The sequence below is a fragment of the Ruegeria sp. YKSD163 genome, from assembly GCF_059612905.1.
Window position 1 is genome coordinate 278,485 of the sequence record NZ_JBXWRM010000001.1, and the last position, 15,050, is coordinate 293,534.

Sequence of the window (15,050 nt, forward strand, 5' to 3'; positions counted from 1 at the left end):
CTTGCTCAGGCCTCTTTCCGCGTACCTAGTGCTGCCATGGCGCGGGCCTCGTAAGCGGCGATTGCCCCACCATCCAGGCTGTTGCCGACGCGCTCGACCCAGGCCTTGATCGCCGGGGTGTCGGGCATCAGGTGCGGCGCCCACTGAAAAGGCGAGGCCAAGAGAATATCCGCGACACTCACCGTGTCGCCCAGCAGGAACGGCTGATCTTTCACCCCCCTCTCCAGCACGGCGCAGACCTCACCCATGCCGCGAAAGGTCTCGGTCAGCGCCGGGTGATCCAGCCCGGAAAAGGCGGCCACCAGAACCGGCTCCAGCACCCCACCCGAATAGGCCATCCAGCTCAGGTAAGCGCCGCGCCCCGGCGCGCCGATGGCGGGGCTCAGCGGCTGGCCGAACAGCTCGTCCAGATACATCATGATGGCCGCGCTTTCGCGAATCCCCGTGCCGTCGTCGGTGACCAGATAGGGCACCTTGCCCTCGGGATGGGGATTGCGCGGATCATGCCGCCCGCTGCCGTCATGGCGCACGACGTCGACGGTCACCACCTCGACCTGATCCAGCTTGCCCATCAGCATCAGCTGCGCGATGACGCGGGAAGAGCGGGTATGGGGCGAATAATAGAGCGTTGGCATTTGGATCACCTTTGATCTGACGGGTTGAAGATGCCCCCATGTGCCAATACCCTCTTGCCAGTTTCTGTCAGGAGGTTTGCAGGACCCTGCCCCATGCCCAAGACCGACCGCCTGTTCCGCCTTCTGCACCTGATCCGGGGTTTGCGCCCGCCGGTGACCGCCGCGCGGCTGGCCAGCGCGATGGAGGTGTCCGAGCGCACGATCTATCGCGACATTGACAGTTTGCGGGCAGCGGGCGCCCGGATCGAGGGCGCGGCGGGGCTTGGCTATACCATGGTCGAGGACCCGGCCCTTCCCCCGCAGACCTTTACCCAGATCGAGATCGAGGCCCTGACACTGGGGCTTGCTGATGTGACGCAGCGCGGCGATGCCGACCTGGCCCAGGCGGCCAGCGACGCGCTGGTCAAGATTCTGGCCACCCTGCCCGAACGCCAGCAACGTCAGGCCATGCACGCGGTCAACTTGGTGCAACGCCTGATCACCCCCGCGACACCCACCATCGACATGACCCTGCTGCGCGAGGCGATGTGGGCCGAAGAGGCGCTGGACATCGGTTATCGCGACCTGAAACAGGACCGGACCCGGCGCCGTATCTATCCGCTGGCGCTGTCCTATCATGACCGCAGCGTGATGCTGCTGGCCTGGTGCTGCAAGCGACAGGATTTTCGCAGCTTTCACGTTACGCGCATCGAGGGTTATGAAAGGACTAGCGAAAGCTTTCGCCCGCGCCGGGTGACGCTGTTGCGGGATTTCCTTGAAAAACTCCGCCTACGGGATCAAGCCTGTCTGGCCGACCTTGCGTGACGCGGATTACGCGGCGGCGGCAGCCGTTTCGCGAATCCGCTCGATCATGGATCGCAACCCGTTCGAGCGCTGCGCCGACAGATGGTCGTTCAACCCCAGCCGCGCCAGCTCGGTGCGCGCGTCGATCCGCGCCACCTCGGCCACCGGCACCCCGTTATAGAGCGCGCGCAAGACCGCGATAAGACCGCGTACGATCATCGCATCGCTGTCCCCGTCAAAGCGGAACACGCCATCTTCGATCACCGGATGCAGCCAGACCTGGCTGGCGCAACCATGTACACGTGTGGCAGGTACCTTCAGCGCTTCGTCCAGCGGGTCCATCGCCTTGCCCTGCTCAATCACATGGCGATAGCGGTCTTCCCAATCGTCGAGAAACTCGAAATCCTCGACAATCTCCTCGAAGGCGGGGCTGGCCATGTCTCGCTCCTGCTCAGGTCATATGCGGGTCAGCAGTGACCTAAGCTCCGTCCGACCCGGTGTCCAGACCTGCCATGGCTTTTCAAGCGTGCCGCGATGCGCTAACCGATAGACAGGAAAACACCAAGGACTTGCGGGGCACCCCATGCTGAAACCACTGATTGCTCTCGTGACCGCCGGATCGGTGCTGACGGCCTGTGGCGGCTGGCGCGACTCGCGGGTCAATCCGTCGAACTGGTTCGGCCCCTCGACCCCGGCACCGGTCGAGGCCGCTGCCGCCGAAGACGTCAACCCGCTGATCCCCAACAGTTCCGGCAAGGGGCTTTTTGCGCGCCCCGACCCCAAGGACCGCAGCATCCTGATCACACAGGTGACCGAACTGAAAGTCGAGCCCACCACCACGGGGGCCATCATTTCGGTCGTCGGCGTTGCCAACCGGCAGGGCGGCTTTGATACCGAACTGCGCCCGATCGTGACGCCCGAGAATACCGAGGCCGGCATCCTCGCCTATGCGTTCCGTGTGGTCTATCCCGAGGACGCGACCCCACAGGGCCCGGTCCAGACCCGCACCATCCGCGAAGCGGTCAGCGTGTCCCGTCAGGATCTGGCCGGGATCAAGGTGATCCGGGTCGAGGCGAAGGAAGGTGCTCTGGAAACCCGGCGCCGCTAAGGCCCGACGGCAGCGTCTCGGGCAGAGCGATTGTTCGGATACGGGCGGGCGACGCTGGCGCTACAGCGACACCACCTCGACATTCTGACCCTTGGCGGCCAGCGCGATCTCGCCCTGACACAACCGTAGCGCATCGGCGCCGAACACTTCCAGCCGCCAACCGGTCAGCGACGGCACGTCGCGTTCGCCGGCCGCGATCAGGTCCAGCTCGGCGCTGTTGGCGATCAGCTTGGCGGCAACGCCCACATTCTCGGTCTTGGCCTTCAGCAGCACCCGCAACAGATCGGCCAGCGCCGGGTTCACCTGCAGGTTCTCGCGCCCGTTCTTCACCTTGGGCATCCGCTCGGGCGGGCAGTCGATCCCGCGCCCCACGGCCGCCAGAATACCGTCGGCAATGGCCCCCTTGCGCGCCTCGCGCAACAAGAGCCGCGAACCGCCCAGATCGGCATGTGTGCGCGGCTTGGTCGAGGCCAGCTCGATCAGCGCGTCATCCTTGAACACCCGGTTGCGCGGCACGTTGTTGTCCTGGGCATAGCTTTCGCGGAACTGCGCCAGTTCGCGCACCACCGCCAGGAACTTGCCCGAGTTGGTGCGGGTCTTGATGCGGCGCCAGGCCTCTTCGGGGCGAATGTCATAGGTTGCCGGATCGGTCAGCGTGCGCAATTCCTCGGCAACCCAATGGCTGCGCCCGGTCTTGGCCAGATCGGCGGCAAGGTGTTCATAGATCTGGCGCAGATGTGTGACATCAGCCAGGGCATAGGTTTTCTGCGCATCGGTCAGCGGACGGCGCGACCAGTCGGTAAAGCGCGAGGTCTTGTCCAGCCCCTGCCGGCAGATCTTGCGTACCAGCGTTTCGTATCCGACCTGCTCGCCAAAGCCACAGACCATGGCCGCGACCTGGGTGTCGAACAGCGGTTCGGGAAACACCCCCGCATCCACCCAGAAAATCTCAAGATCCTGCCGGGCGGCATGGAACACCTTGACCACCGAGGTATCGCGGAACAGCGCATAAAGCGGATCCAGCTCCAACCCCTCGGCCAGCGGATCGACCAGAACGGCGCAATCATCGCCGTCACCGGGATAGGCCAGCTGAATCAGGCAGAGTTTCGAGTAATAGGTCCGCTCCCGAAGAAACTCGGTATCGACGGTCACATAAGGTTGGCTGGCGGCCGCCGTACAGAACGCGGCCAGTTCTTGAGTGGTTGTCAGGGTCTTCATACGGTTTTTATCTTGTTCTTTTCCTTGGTTCCGCCCGTGCCCCCGGAACGGGTCGGTTTCGCTCACCTTAGGGCCAACACCCCTGCTCTGCAAACCCCCTATGGCGCGCACGTCCCTGCGTCAGGGCAGCCAGACCGGCCTGCGGTCACCACCGGCAAAGCGGCGCAGGACCGCCGGATAGAGCTTGTGCTCCCAGGTCAGCACTCTTGCGGCCAGTGTCTCGGGCGTGTCGCCGGGTTCGATGGCAACGCGGGCCTGACCCAGGATCGGGCCATCGTCAAGTTCCGAGGTCACCTCGTGCACGGTGCAGCCATGTTCGGTATCGCCTGCCGCCAGGGCGCGGGCATGGGTGTGCAGCCCCTTGTATTTGGGCAGCAGCGAGGGGTGGATGTTCAACATCCTACCCTGGAACCGGTCGGTGAAACCGGCGGTCAGTACCCGCATGAAGCCGGCCAGGCAGACGATATCGGCCCCCGCGTCGAGGATCGGCTTGATCAGTTCGACCTCGAACGCGGCTCGGTCCTTGCCATAGGGGCGATGATCGACAACCGCCGTCGGCACGCCGCGCGCGGCGGCCTTGGCCAGCCCGCCCGCGTTTGCGTCATTGGACAGCACCAGACAGGGCCGCGCCGGATGGTCGCCGGTCATGCTGTCGACCAGCGTGACCATGTTCGACCCGCCACCCGAGATCAGGATCGCGACGCGCTTGGCGCTCACAGCAGCTTGCCCGCATAGGCGATGCCGGGCGTGGTGGTGACGGTGCCGATGCGGGCAACGGCTTCGCCCTCGGCGGTCAGCAGCTCGGTCAGCGTCTCAGCCCGGTCAGCGGCGCAGACCACGATCATGCCGATGCCGCAGTTGAAGGTCTTGAGCATCTCGGCCTCGGCAATACCGCCGGTTTCGGCCATCCAGCGAAACACCGGCGGCAGATCCCAGCTGTTCAGGTCGATGGTAGCGCCCATGCCCTCGGGCAGGACCCGCGGCAGGTTCTCGGTCAGGCCGCCGCCGGTGATATGAGCCAGCGCATGCACGCCACCGGCGCGGATCGCGGCCAGAACCTGGCGCACATAGAGCCGGGTCGGCGCCAGCAGCGCCTCGCCCAGTTTGCCGGGGCCAAAGGGGCAGTCCGATTCCCAGCTGCTACCCGAGATCTCGACCAATTTGCGCACCAGCGAATAGCCGTTGGAATGCACCCCGTTCGAGGCGAGGCCCAGCAGCACGTCCCCCTCTGCCACGCCTTCGGGCAGCGCGGTGCCGCGCTCGATCGCGCCGACGGCAAAGCCCGCCAGATCGAAATCGCCTGCCGGATACATGCCCGGCATTTCAGCCGTTTCGCCGCCGATCAGGGCGCAGCCGGACTGTACGCAGCCTTCGGCGATACCTTCAATAATGCGGGCGGCGGTATCGGTTTCGAGCTTGCCGGTCGCGAAATAATCAAGGAAAAACAGCGGCTCGGCACCCTGGCAGACCAGATCGTTGACGCACATGGCAACGAGGTCAATGCCAACCCCGTCGACCAGGCCAGTGTCGATGGCGATGCGCAGCTTGGTGCCGACACCATCGGTGGCCGCGACCAGGATCGGGTCCTGATATCCGGCCGCCTTGAGGTCGAAGAGCGCGCCGAACCCGCCCAGTCCGCTGGCCACGCCGGGGCGGTTGGTGCGCTTGGCGGCCGGCTTGATCCGGTCCACCAGCGCGTTGCCCGCATCAATGTCCACACCTGCCTCGGCATAGGTGATGCCGTTCTTGCCCGCTGTCATCGGTCCATCCTCACGATTGCTTGCGCGGGGGTTATTCGATTGTGCCCGCGCATGCAACGGTCAGGCTTGACGCGGGAGCGGATCGTGTTAGGCATGGCCCATGGCGGGCCTGTAGCTCAACGGTTAGAGCAGAGCGCTCATAACGCTTTGGTTGCGGGTTCAAATCCTGCCGGGCCTACCACATTCTCCGCATTCGTCCGGTCAGCGTCCGATCACGATATCGGCGCAGAGCCCTCCCAACCGTTCACTGTCACCCAGCCGGAGTGCGCCGCCATGAGCGCGCGCTATATCGGCAACGATGGCAAGGCCCAGGCCCACACCGCCGCCCTGGTTCTGGTTGCGCGACGTATCCAGCCGCTGGAACGGTTTCACGGCCTCGGCGCGCTTGTCCGCTGGAATTCCGGGGCCGTCATCCTCGACCCGGATGCGCAGAAACTTTGGCGTCACCGCCAGACTGACTTCGACTCGGGTTCCATAGCGGACCGCGTTGGTAATCAGGTTCTCGACCGCGCGGCGGACGGCCGTGGGCCGCAAGGTGACGGTATCCCCCTCGGGCACCTCGCAGGCGACCAGCGCGACATTGCGATCGGCGCGACGGGCATCCTCCACCACCTGCTTCAGCAAGGCGACGGGATCGACCTTTTCCGGCGCGCTTTCCGACACTCCGCGCGAAAAATCGAGGAACGCGTCCAGCATCTGCTGCATTTCGGCCACGTCCTGCAACATGGGCGCGGCATCCTCTTCGTCGATCATCGCCAGTCCCAGTTTCAACCTGGTCAGCGGCGTGCGCAGATCGTGGCTGACCCCCGAGAGCATCAGGGTGCGCTGTTCGATCTGCCGTTCGATCCGGGCCCGCATGTCCAGAAAGGCACTGCCGGCTGCCCGTACCTCGATGGCGCCCGAGGGATAATAGGGAACCGTGTGCCCCCGGCCAAAAGCCTGCGCCGCATCCGCCAACCGTTTGACCGGCCTCAGCTGGTTGCGCATGTAGAGAAAGGCAATCACGGTCATCAACAGACCAAAGGCCACCATCGTCACGATCAGCTGGTGCGGCGCGGCGGGCGACATGCGGCGGCGGTCGAAGATCAGCTCGACCGGACCCAGCGCGCTGCCCAGATAGAGCCGCACCACCCGGGTATCGGGCAGTTCCACCGCGATCACATCCTGCACCCTGCTGCGCAGAACGTGTTCTACCTGTCGGCCGGTATAGTCATACCAGGGTCGCAGATCGTCTGAGGGCACGTCGCCGTCATTCACGAATCGCAGACTGACCTGCAAGGCGTCGAGAGCCGGCCGCAGCCGCACCTGAACCTGGGCATGGGTTTCGGTCTCGGTGACCTGCCCCATGATCAGCTCGATCTCGCGCACGGCGGTCAGCGTCATCTGGGTGGTCACATCCTCCAGATGCCGTTGCAGGAACACGACAGAAACCACGATCTGGACCGCGATGACCGGTACGACGATGATGATCGCCGCACGGGCATAGAGGCTGCGTGGCATATAGTGTTTGAGCCAGCGGAATGTCATGGCTAAACCTACCCCGGTGCCAGAGCGAGAAAAAGAGACAGATGACCCAGCCGCCCGACGAATTCGACCCGCCCATCGGCACCCCCATCGAGCTGGAGCCCGGGATAAGGCGGATCGTGGCGCCAAACCCCTCGCCGATGACCTATCGCGGCACCAATACCTATCTGGTGGGCACAAGAGAGCTGGCGGTGATCGACCCCGGCCCGCTGAGCGAGGCGCATCTGGAAGCGATTCTGGACGCGCTAGGACCCGGCGAGAGCATCAGCCATATTGTGGTCACCCATACGCATCTGGATCACTCGCCTCTGGCGCGCCCGCTGTCCGAGCGCACCGGCGCGCCGGTTCTGGCCTTTGGTGGGCCCGAGGCCGGGCGCAGCGCGGTGATGCGCGCGCTGGCGGCGCAGGGGCTGGCTGGCGGTGGCGAGGGTATCGACACCAGTTTTGTCCCCGACCAGACGATCGCCGATGGCGAACGGATCGAGGGCGACGGCTGGCAGCTGGAGGTAATCCATACGCCGGGCCATCTGGGCAATCATATCGCGCTGGCCTGGCAGGATGTGTGCTTTACCGCCGATCACGTGATGGGCTGGGCCAGTTCGCTGGTCTCGCCCCCCGATGGCGACCTGACCGATTTCATGACCGCCTGCCGCGACCTGCGCGCCCGCGATTGGAGGCTGTTCCATCCGGGCCATGGTGCCGCCGTGACCGAGCCAGGGGCGCGCCTCGACTGGCTGATCAGTCACCGCCTGGGGCGCGAAGACGCGATCCTCGCGGCGCTGGCCGACGGTCCCGCCACCGCCGAGGCGCTGGCGCGGCGCATCTACACAGAAACACCCGCTGCGCTGCTGCCCGCTGCCACCCGGAACGTGTTCGCCCATCTGGTCGATCTGACCGGCCGCGACCGGGTTGCGCCCGAGGGCAAACTGGCGGTGTCGGCCCGGTTTCACCGTCGATCCTGAACGCCCGAGAAAATTCGACGAATTTTCTCTCCCCCCCTCTGGACGCGGTGAATCGGGATTGCTATACGGCCCGCACCGTTCCGGCGTAGCTCAGCGGTAGAGCAGTTGACTGTTAATCAATTGGTCGTAGGTTCGATCCCTACCGCCGGAGCCAAAATCCTCATAAATCGGACGCTTATAGGGGATTTCTCACCTCAAAAGTTTCTATCCTTCTTACGTGCCCGGCATGGCGTAGGGCGCTTGCAACAAAACGCCCCGTGGCTTTCGCCGCGCAGTATTATGCTGCCTCAAAAAGGCGGACAAGACACAGGCGATCAGGCGGCCTGTCCAAGTGGTTCGGTGAGGTCAATGGTGATCAGGTTTTCGGCTTCGTGGCGCCGGAACGGAGACAGGGCCTGCGTCACATAAGGCTCGATTCGCATGCGCGTCCGCTGCCAACCTGCAAAGCGGCGGAACAACGCCCATGATATCTCGTCGCTGGCCGGAATCGCCGTCTGCACACGGGTCACCCCGACACAGGCTTCGCGCCGCAGCAATTGCCCCAGCATCAGCGATGCCAACCCCTTGCCCTCTTCGTTCTCTGCCACGTTGACCTGCCAGACAAACAGCGTCTGCGGATCATAAGGCAGGATATAGGCCAGCACCGCGCCGGCAACCTCGCCGTCAAGCTCGGCCACGACCGAGGTTTCGACGAAATCATCGCACCCTGCCAGATCGCCCAGAAGCGTTCCCACCAGTTCCTGCTTGTCACAATGGGCCAGGGCGGCAACGGCCGCTCCATCCTGCTGCACGGGCGCGCGCAGCACGGGAATGGGTTGCTCGAACAGGTCCAGGGAATGCTTCATCAGTGACTCCTCTAAAAGCTTCGATTGACTAAGTATCATACAGATCCGCACAATTCAAATCTCTCCTATTATTGTGCGCATATGTCACAATTTCCACCAATGCGGTTGCGGCAAAAACTTAGTTTATCTTTGGATATTCGATACCGCCCGCTTGTCATCCCTTGGTGAAATTGCCATTCTGGATCAATTGCGCGAGGAATCCTCATGAACCGGATCGACAGCAGCCTGATCGCCTTGCGCCGCATCCTGCGCGCCACCGACATGTTCGGGCGCGAGCTGGCGCAATCGGCCGGGTTGACGGCGGTGCAACTGCGGGTGCTGCAAGTGGTGGGCGAAACCGGCCAGAGTACCGCCACCGCCATTTCGAACCGGATGCGCGTCAGCCAGGCCACCGTCACCGTGTTGGTGGACAAGCTGGTTGCCCGAGGCATGGTACAGCGTGAAAAGTCGCAATCTGACCGGCGCCAGACCGACATCCTGATCACCGATCTTGGGCAGCAAACGCTGGCCACTGCCCCCGACCCGCTGCAACAACGCTACGTCAGCCGGTTCCTGGCGATGCAGGACTGGGAACAGGCGATGCTGGTGGCGGCGCTGGAACGGGTCGCCGCGATGCTGGATGCCGAGGACATGGACGCGGCCCCGGTGCTCGACAGCGGCGAGATCGGACGCACCGCACCCTGAGCCCCTGCCCTCACTCGGTCCGGGCGCGCAGGCTGTCTATCAGGTCCTGTTCCACGTTCAGATGCTGATCGGCCGCCTCGATGGTGCGGCGGTCCAGGTGCTGCGGGTTCAGGTCCACCCCCTGCGCCAGCGTCGCCGTCACCGCCCTGAGCGCTGCGACACGGGCATATTTCTTGTTGTTGGCGGGGATCAGCGTCCAGGGCGCGCGCGCGGTCGAGGTACGGGCGAACATCTCGTTCACCGCCTCTTCGGTCTCGGTCCAGCGAGCGCGGTTGCGGAAATCCTCGTAGGTCAGTTTCCAGCGCTTGAGCGGATTGCGCAGACGCTCCTCGAACCGGCGCATCTGCTCGTCAGCCGAGACGTGAAAGAACAGTTTCACGATACGGGTGCCATCGTCGATCAGCATTCGTTCGAAATCGTTGATCTCGCGATAGGCCGCGCGCCATCGGTGTTCGGGCGTCAGCCCCTCGATCCGTTCGACAAGAACGCGGCCGTACCAGCTGCGGTCAAAGGCGCTGATGGCGCCCTCGGGCGGCAGGCGCTCGAAAAAACGCAACAGGTAGTGGCGGTTGAGGTAATAATTGCGGGGCGCCCCGATCGGCCAGACCTTGAAACTGCGCGGGTCGAGCGCCTGGCTGATCCGGCGAATGGCACCACCCTTGCCAGCCGCATCCCAGCCCTCGAACACCAGCACCGCCTTGTGCCCATGAAACAGATAGGCCTGCTGGATGCGGGACAGCAGCAACTGCTGCTCTTGCAAGCGGGACAGGTATTTTCTCTTCGACAGCGACAGGCTCAGGTCCGCGTCGGCGAGAGTCAGGGTCTTGTCAGGTGCCATATCCAACCTTTGCAGGGATCGGCGCGCGTGTTCCGGGGATCAGTCTTTGGCCTGACGTCGCAAAAATCAACCCCTTGGCCAGAATGCAAAAGGCCGGGCATCCCGCCCGGCCTTTCGACTGTTATCTGGCAGGCGCTCAGGCGCGGCGGCGACGGCCTCCGGCGCGGCCACCCCGACCCCGGCCTTCGTCCCCCTCGGCCGCGGGCGCTTTGTTGGAGCGGATCCATTCGGCGCCGTGAGGGTCGTTATTGGTCAGCAGGTTGGCGGCCCGGATGGCCTCCATCTCTTTCCCCGCGCGCGGCAGGGTCGAGCCCAGACCGAACATGGTCACAAAGGTCTCGTCATCCATGCCCTCGGGCAGGATGATGCCGGCGGCGGCCACAGCCTCACGCTTTTCGGCGATGGCCTTTTGCGTCACCGGCAGCGCCACCGGGTTCATGATCGCGCTGGTCATGCCCGCACCCATCGCCATCGGCAGGAAGGCGTTGTTGATGCCGTGCCGGTTGGGCAGGCCGAACGAGATGTTGGACGCACCACAGGTGGTGTTCACGCCCAGTTCCTCGCGCAGGCGGCGCACCAGGGCGAAGACCTGCTGACCGGCGGTTGCCATGGCACCGATCGGCATCACCAGCGGGTCGACCACGATGTCATGGGCCGGGATGCCGAAATCGGCGGCGCGCTGCACGATCTTCTTGGCGACGGCAAAGCGCACATCGGGGTCTTCGGAGATGCCGGTATCGTCGTTCGAGATCGCCACCACGGGCACGTTGTATTTCTTGACCAGCGGCAGGATCTGCTCCAGCCGTTCCTCTTCACCCGTGACCGAGTTCAGCAGCGGCCGACCCTCAGCCGCCGCCAGACCGGCCTCGAGCGCGCCGGGCACCGAGCTGTCGATGCACAGCGGCACGTCGACCAGCCCCTGCACCAGCTCGACGATCTTGCGCATCAGCGGCGGTTCGGTCTCGTTGGGGTTGGGGTTGGAGTTATAGACAACACCCGCGTTGATATCGAGAACGGTGGCCCCGGCGGCAACCTGGGCGATGGCGTCCTTTTCCACGGTCGAGAAATCGCCCGCTTCCAGCTCGGCGGCCAGTTTCTTGCGGCCCGTGGGGTTGATCCGCTCGCCGATCACGCAGAACGGCTGGTCAAAGCCGATGATCGCGGTTTTTGTTTTGCTTTCAACGATGGTGCGGGTCATGTCTGGCCTTTCAGGTCGGGTTTACGGGGCGGGTGCTGGCACCGCCGTTATTGATCGCCCAGGTGGCATTGGTCTTGATGCCGCCCAGCGGGAAGAAGTGCACATTGGTGATGTTGAAATCGGGGTTGGCGGCCTTGTGGGCGGCCAGTTCGGTCACGACATCATTGGGTTCATAGGGCAGCAGCAGCTTGGATACGTCCATCGCGCGCTTTTGCAGCACTTTCAGAGAAGGGCCGACGCCGCAGGCGATGGCGAACTTGATCAGGGTCTGCAGCTTGGCCGGGCCCGCGATGCCGATATGGATCGGCAGGTCGATGCCGGCATCCTTGAGCCCGTTGGCCCAGGCGATGATCGGCTTGGCCTCGAAACAGAACTGCGTGGCCAGTGCCATCTGGGCATCGGTGGTCTCGTTGAATTTCTGCTTCCAGCGCAGCGCGTCCATCACATTGGCATCGCCGCCCTTGGGGTCGATGTCCTTGTTGCCCTCGGGGTGGCCTGCGACGTGCAGACGCTTGAACCCTGCCTTGTCAAAGAGGCCGGTTTCCATCAGTTGCATCGAGCAGTGGAAGTCGCCATGCGGCTCTGCCACGCCACCTGCCAGCAGCAGCGCCTGCTCGACCCCGGCCTCGCCCTGGTACATGGCGATCCAGTTTTCCAGCGTCTTGGCATCCTTGATGATACGCGCCGGGAAATGCGGCATCACCGGATAGCCCTCGGCGGCCAGCCGCTTGGCGGTTGCCACCATATCCTCGATCGGCGTGCCCTCGATATGGGCGATATAGACGCGGGTGCCATCGGGCAGCAGGGCGCGGAAATCCTCGACCTTTTCCGCGGTGCGCGGCATCACCTCGATCGAGTAATCCTTGAGAAAGGCCTCGACGGTGGGGTTCACGGGGCCGTTCTCGACCGTCTCGCGTTTCTTGAAGTTCAGCAAAGCCATCACGGCCTCCCATATGCTCTGCGGGCTCATGCCCAACCGTCGTTTGCAATCAGCGCCTTGATGCGGTCGCGATCGTATTCCCGTTCCAGACGCTGGGCCTCGGCCTCGACGATATCCGCCGGGTCACCGGCAACCTCGTAAGGTTCGGCCTTGCGCCACTCGGCCAGATAGGCATCGGTGTCCTGCGCGCCCACTTTCATCGCGGCGCGGTCGATGGCCTGCTCGAACCGTTCCTCCAACTGACGCTTGGCGCCGCGGCGGCCTTTGCCGACGATGACCTGAGCCGGGATGTCCCGCCAGTAGACGATGGTAACCTCGGGCATGCAGTCGATTCCTCCTGATCCGGTGAGCCGGTTCTAGCGGTCAATATGGGGCGGGGTCGGTCCGATTTCGACACGTGCGCGATGTGCAGCGACCTTTGTCGTTTTCGGACCTTCCGCGAGTCACGGCTTAGCGCGGATCGCCTGCCCGTGCCTTCCCGAATTCTTCAGCAAGATGATGAGCAATGATCATGTCACGAAAAACCCCGGGGCCTTGTGGCGCCCGGGGCTCTTGTTCGCACAGTGAGGTGTGTCAGCCGACCAGGCCGCCATCCTCGCGCGTAACGGCGATGATGGCCGAACGCGGCACGCTGTCACCACCATCGGGCCAGTGGCTGTCGCCATCCTCACCCGGATGCTGCACGCCCACGAACATGGTGCGGCGGTCGGCCGACCAGCACAGGCCGGTGATCTCGGCCTCGCGCGGGCCGACCAGAAAGCGGCGGATCTCACCGGTCACCGGATCGCCCGCCAGCATCTGGTTGTTGCCCTGACCGGCGAAATCACCCTCGTTCGAGTATTTGCCGTCGGTCTGGATCCAGAGCAGCCCGTTGCTGTCGAATGCCAGCCCGTCGGGCGAGTTGAACATGTTGCCCGCGTTGACGTTTTGTGACCCCGCATTGGCATCGGAATGCACCGTCGGGTTTCCCGCCAGCACGAACAGATCCCAGTCGAAGCCTTCGGCGGTATGGTCGCCGCCTTCCGGGCGCCAGCGCACAATCTGGCCATAGTTGTTCTTTTCGCGCGGATTGGGCCCTTCGGCCGGGGTCTCGTCGCCGCCCTTGTTTGGCTTGACGCCGCGGTTCTTGTTGTTGGTCAGCGCGCAATAGACCTCGTCCGCGTTCGGATTGGCGGTGACCCATTCGGGGCGGTCCATGGTGGTAGCACCCATTTTCGAGGCCGCGATCCGGGTATGGATGCAGATTTCGGCCTGGCTCATGCCGGTGGCCTCGGGCGTCAGCGCCAGCCACATACCCCTGCCCGACGCGTCGAACTTGGCCGCGTAAAGCGTGCCATTTTCCATCAGCTCGTCGGTATCGACACCGGCGGCATAGACCCCGTCCGAGACATAGCGGTAGAGGAATTCACCCCGCTCGTCATCGCCCATATAAATCACCAGACGCCCGTCGCGATTTACGACACATTCGGCATTCTCGTGCTTGAAGCGGCCCAGCGCGGTGCGCTTCTTGGGGGTCGAATTCGGGTCGCGCGGATCGATCTCGACCACGTAACCGGCACGGTTGGGTTCGTTGGGATTCTTTGCGACGTCAAAGCGGTCGTCCACGCGCGCCCAGCCATAGCCCCAGTCCTTGGACGAGACACCATAGCGCGCCAATTCCGCCGAAACCTCATGCGCCTCGTCAGCGGCGGAGAAGTAGCCGTTGAAGTTCTCTTCGCAGGCCAGATAGGTGCCCCAGGGGGTGGTGCCCGAGCCGCAGTTGTTCCAGGTGCCGAAGGTGACCGTGCCGGTCGGATCAGCGGCGGTTTTCATCAGGTCGTGGCCTGCGGCGGGGCCGGTCAGGGACATCTCGGTACGCGGCGTGATGCGGCGGTTATAGGGGCTGTCGGTGACCACCTGCCAATGGCTGCCGTCATGGGCCAGTTCGACCACGGTGACGCCATGGGCCAGTAGACCCTTTTCCACGTCGTCATCGGTCTCGGCCTTGCCGTCCGTGCGGTTGCCCCAGATGATCTCGCGGTTGGTGTATTCGTTGTTCACCACCAGCAGGGTGCGACCCTGATGATGGAACACCTCCATCCCGTCGGTATTGTCGCCAAAGGCGCGCGCCTGGCTGGCGGCGGTGCCGCGCGTGGCCTGATCGAAGGCCACCCCATCCGACCACAGCGGGTCGGCCCAGCGCACCAGAACCTCGGCCTTGAACCCTTTTGGCACCACGATCTCGTCCGCGGTCGAGGTTGCCACAGCCTCAAAGGCAAAGCGGTTGGTCGCGGCCTCGGCCCCGCGCGGCAGAACCGCACCGCCAAGGGCCGCAAACCCGCCCATTGCCAGCACCCCGCCCAGGAAGCCACGACGCGACAGCGCCTCTTCAACGACATGGTCGAAATCGCAATCCTCGGGGCGCGGGTTCATCGCCTCGTCAAACTCGTCAAATGTCAGGCTGCGGTCGTTTTTCATAGCGTGCTCCATGGCTTGCCAGCAGAATCCCTGCCGGCACGGCGGCCGGCGATAGCAGATGCAGTCGCACGGCTTTGTTAAACCTGTATGACGGTTCT

General features: G+C 64.1%; 16 protein-coding genes and 2 tRNA genes. 6 read left to right on the plus strand and 12 right to left on the minus strand.

Annotation, left to right across the window (positions count from 1 at the left end; translation table 11 throughout):
• Window positions 1–5 precede the first annotated feature (5 nt).
• Window positions 6–635 (minus strand): glutathione S-transferase family protein, encoded by a 630-nt coding sequence (locus AC2FNA_RS01300; protein ID WP_496823837.1) that lies wholly within the window; start codon window positions 633–635, stop codon window positions 6–8.
• Between the two features lie 93 nt (window positions 636–728).
• Here AC2FNA_RS01300 and AC2FNA_RS01305 point away from each other — a divergent pair, with 93 nt between their 5' ends.
• On the plus strand, window positions 729–1,439 hold the full coding sequence (locus tag AC2FNA_RS01305) for a helix-turn-helix transcriptional regulator (protein ID WP_496823839.1): 711 nt from the start codon (window positions 729–731) through the stop codon (window positions 1,437–1,439).
• A gap of 6 nt (window positions 1,440–1,445) precedes the next feature.
• Here the strand turns inward: AC2FNA_RS01305 and AC2FNA_RS01310 are convergent, their stop codons facing one another.
• Entirely contained in the window at window positions 1,446–1,856 is a 411-nt protein-coding gene (locus tag AC2FNA_RS01310) for a SufE family protein (protein ID WP_496823841.1), read from the minus strand.
• 145 nt (window positions 1,857–2,001) lie between these two features.
• Between AC2FNA_RS01310 and AC2FNA_RS01315 the strand changes: the two genes are divergently transcribed.
• Window positions 2,002–2,526 carry a hypothetical protein gene (locus tag AC2FNA_RS01315; RefSeq protein ID WP_496823842.1) on the plus strand — a complete coding sequence of 175 codons (525 nt, stop codon included), beginning with the start codon at window positions 2,002–2,004 and terminating at the stop codon, window positions 2,524–2,526.
• A 60-nt stretch (window positions 2,527–2,586) separates the two neighbouring features.
• Here the strand turns inward: AC2FNA_RS01315 and rnd are convergent, their stop codons facing one another.
• The 3 genes from rnd to purM form a co-directional block, all read right to left on the minus strand.
• Window positions 2,587–3,744 carry a ribonuclease D gene (rnd, locus tag AC2FNA_RS01320; protein ID WP_496823844.1) on the minus strand — a complete coding sequence of 386 codons (1,158 nt, stop codon included), beginning with the start codon at window positions 3,742–3,744 and terminating at the stop codon, window positions 2,587–2,589.
• A 120-nt stretch (window positions 3,745–3,864) separates the two neighbouring features.
• Window positions 3,865–4,461 carry a phosphoribosylglycinamide formyltransferase gene (gene purN / locus AC2FNA_RS01325; protein ID WP_496823846.1) on the minus strand — a complete coding sequence of 199 codons (597 nt, stop codon included), beginning with the start codon at window positions 4,459–4,461 and terminating at the stop codon, window positions 3,865–3,867.
• Window positions 4,458–5,504, minus strand: a complete 1,047-nt coding sequence (purM, locus tag AC2FNA_RS01330) for a phosphoribosylformylglycinamidine cyclo-ligase (RefSeq protein ID WP_496823847.1) — start codon at window positions 5,502–5,504, stop codon at window positions 4,458–4,460. Before purM ends, purN begins: the two co-directional genes overlap by 4 nt.
• Window positions 5,505–5,609: 105 nt before the next feature.
• Between purM and AC2FNA_RS01335 the strand changes: the two genes are divergently transcribed.
• Window positions 5,610–5,685, plus strand: a tRNA-Ile gene (locus AC2FNA_RS01335).
• A gap of 20 nt (window positions 5,686–5,705) precedes the next feature.
• Here AC2FNA_RS01335 and AC2FNA_RS01340 read toward each other — a convergent pair.
• Complete coding sequence (locus AC2FNA_RS01340) at window positions 5,706–7,031, minus strand: ATP-binding protein (RefSeq protein WP_496823849.1); 1,326 nt, start codon at window positions 7,029–7,031, stop codon at window positions 5,706–5,708.
• Window positions 7,032–7,072: 41 nt separating this feature from the next.
• Here AC2FNA_RS01340 and AC2FNA_RS01345 point away from each other — a divergent pair, with 41 nt between their 5' ends.
• Together AC2FNA_RS01345 and AC2FNA_RS01350 are read left to right on the plus strand one after the other, a co-directional pair.
• Entirely contained in the window at window positions 7,073–7,990 is a 918-nt protein-coding gene (locus AC2FNA_RS01345) for an MBL fold metallo-hydrolase (protein ID WP_496823850.1), read from the plus strand.
• 79 nt (window positions 7,991–8,069) lie between these two features.
• A tRNA-Asn gene (locus AC2FNA_RS01350) sits at window positions 8,070–8,144 on the plus strand.
• Between the two features lie 160 nt (window positions 8,145–8,304).
• On the opposite strand, the gene AC2FNA_RS01355 is transcribed toward AC2FNA_RS01350, so the two are convergent.
• On the minus strand, window positions 8,305–8,835 hold the full coding sequence (locus AC2FNA_RS01355; RefSeq protein WP_496823852.1) for a GNAT family N-acetyltransferase: 531 nt from the start codon (window positions 8,833–8,835) through the stop codon (window positions 8,305–8,307).
• A gap of 204 nt (window positions 8,836–9,039) precedes the next feature.
• On the opposite strand from AC2FNA_RS01355, the gene AC2FNA_RS01360 reads away from it, so the two are divergent.
• Complete coding sequence (locus AC2FNA_RS01360; RefSeq protein ID WP_496823854.1) at window positions 9,040–9,519, plus strand: MarR family winged helix-turn-helix transcriptional regulator; 480 nt, start codon at window positions 9,040–9,042, stop codon at window positions 9,517–9,519.
• Window positions 9,520–9,529: 10 nt separating this feature from the next.
• Here the strand turns inward: AC2FNA_RS01360 and AC2FNA_RS01365 are convergent, their stop codons facing one another.
• From AC2FNA_RS01365 to AC2FNA_RS01385, 5 genes are all read right to left on the minus strand, one after another.
• A complete protein-coding gene (locus AC2FNA_RS01365) occupies window positions 9,530–10,357 on the minus strand; it encodes a polyphosphate kinase 2 (RefSeq protein ID WP_234145169.1) in 828 nt (275 codons plus the stop codon).
• Between the two features lie 136 nt (window positions 10,358–10,493).
• Window positions 10,494–11,555, minus strand: coding sequence for a methyltetrahydrofolate cobalamin methyltransferase (locus AC2FNA_RS01370; RefSeq protein ID WP_234136763.1), 1,062 nt, complete (start codon window positions 11,553–11,555; stop codon window positions 10,494–10,496).
• 10 nt (window positions 11,556–11,565) lie between these two features.
• Window positions 11,566–12,495 carry a methylenetetrahydrofolate reductase gene (locus AC2FNA_RS01375; RefSeq protein WP_496824303.1) on the minus strand — a complete coding sequence of 310 codons (930 nt, stop codon included), beginning with the start codon at window positions 12,493–12,495 and terminating at the stop codon, window positions 11,566–11,568.
• Between the two features lie 26 nt (window positions 12,496–12,521).
• Entirely contained in the window at window positions 12,522–12,818 is a 297-nt protein-coding gene (locus tag AC2FNA_RS01380; RefSeq protein ID WP_011047594.1) for a virulence factor, read from the minus strand.
• 250 nt (window positions 12,819–13,068) lie between these two features.
• A complete protein-coding gene (locus AC2FNA_RS01385; RefSeq protein WP_496823857.1) occupies window positions 13,069–14,952 on the minus strand; it encodes a PhoX family protein in 1,884 nt (627 codons plus the stop codon).
• Between the last annotated feature and the right edge of the window lie 98 nt (window positions 14,953–15,050).